1 pseudogene is annotated in these 1,683 nt (G+C 48.4%); it reads left to right on the top strand.

Going from position 1 to position 1,683, the window contains the following annotated elements:
• A pseudogene (locus BAZSYMA_RS08665) lies at positions 1-1,683 on the top strand (hypothetical protein); the annotation flags it as partial.

The raw sequence follows: 1,683 nt of genomic DNA, 5'->3' as shown, positions 1-1,683 counted from the left end.
GTGGCTACTCAGTCTCCAGCGCAGGCGATGTCAACGGCGATGGCTTGGATGATTTGATTGTGGGTGTTTGGGATGCCGACCTAAGTGGCAAATCATATGCAGGTAAATCCTATGTTGTATTTGGTAAAGCCAACGGTAATGCCATTAATCTAAGTGCCATTGCTGATGCAAGCAACCCTACAGGAGGCTTTGTGATTAATGGAGAGGCGGCGAGGGATAATAGTGGCTACTCAGTCTCCAGCGCAGGCGATGTCAACGGCGATGGCTTGGATGATTTGATTGTTGGCGCCTATCAAGCTGACCCAAATGGCGATGACTCAGGTAAATCTTATGTTGTGTTTGGTAAAACCAACAGCAGTGCCATTAATCTAAGTGCCATTGCTGATGCAAGCAACCCTACAGGGGGCTTTGTGATTAATGGTGAGGCGGCAGGTGACCAGAGTGGTTGCTCAGTCTCCAACGCAGGCGATGTCAACGGCGATGGCTTGGATGATTTGATTGTGGGTGCTTATAATGCCAGTCTAAGTGGCAAATCATATGCAGGTAAATCTTATGTTGTGTTTGGTAAAACCAACAACAGTGCCATTAATCTGAGTGCTATTGCTGATGCAAGCAACCCTACAGGGGGCTTTGTTATTAATGGCGAGACGGCAGGTGATTGGAACGGCAACTCAGTCTCCAGTGCAGGCGATGTCAACGGAGACGGCTTAGATGATTTGATTGTGGGTTCTTTTCTTGCTGATCCAAGTGGCAAATTATCTGCAGGTAAATCTTATGTTGTGTTTGGTAAAGCCAACAGCAGTGCCATTAATCTGAGTGCTATTGCTGATGCAAACAACCCTGAGGGAGGCTTTGTTATTAATGGCGAGATGGCGGGTGATACGAGTGGCGCCTCAGTCTCCAGCGCAGGCGATGTCAATGGCGACGGCTTGGATGATTTGATTGTTAGCTCCTATCAGGCCGATCCAAGTGGCAAATTATCTGCAGGTAAATCTTATGTTGTGTTTGGTAAAGCCAATAGTAGTGCCATTAATCTGAGTACCATTGCTGATGCAAGCAACCCTACAGGGGGCTTTGTTATTAATGGCGAGGCAGCGTATGATTTTAGTGGCTGGTCAGTCTCCAGCGCAGGCGATGTCAACGGCGACGGCTTGGATGATTTGATTGTTGGTGCCCGCCAAAGAGGCAGTTACCCTGGTAAATCTTATGTTGTGTTTGGTAAAGCCAACAGCGGTGCCATCAATCTGAGTGCCATTGCTGATGCAAGCAACCCTACAGGGGGCTTTGTAATTAATGGCGAGGCAGGGGGTTATTGGAATGGCTACTCAGTCTCCAGCGCAGGCGATGTCAACGGCGATGGTTTGGATGATTTGATTGTGGGTGTGAGTGTGGTGGGTGGTGCCGATAAATTTTATGTCATCTTCGGCAAAACAGACACCGTTGCCATAGACCTGGCAAAACTGGGTGGCGATTCTAAATACGCCATTAATTATCTCGGTGATAAAAACGCCAACACACTCACAGGCACCAGTAACGATGAAATCTTCGTTGCCGGCGCAGGCGACGACACCCTAACAGGCAACGGTGGCATGGATGTATTCAACGCAGGATCAGGTAAAGATAGTATTCTCATTAACGCCAGCAATATCAGCGCACTAGAACAAACCGGCGCAGGCAACCGTG

Origin of the sequence: Bathymodiolus azoricus thioautotrophic gill symbiont (assembly GCF_001298715.1) — a bacterium.
In the GTDB taxonomy this organism is placed as follows: Bacteria; Pseudomonadota; Gammaproteobacteria; order PS1; family Pseudothioglobaceae; genus Thiodubiliella.
The sequence above is the reverse complement of the archived record's forward strand: the minus strand, read 5'-3'. Positions and strand labels throughout refer to the sequence as shown.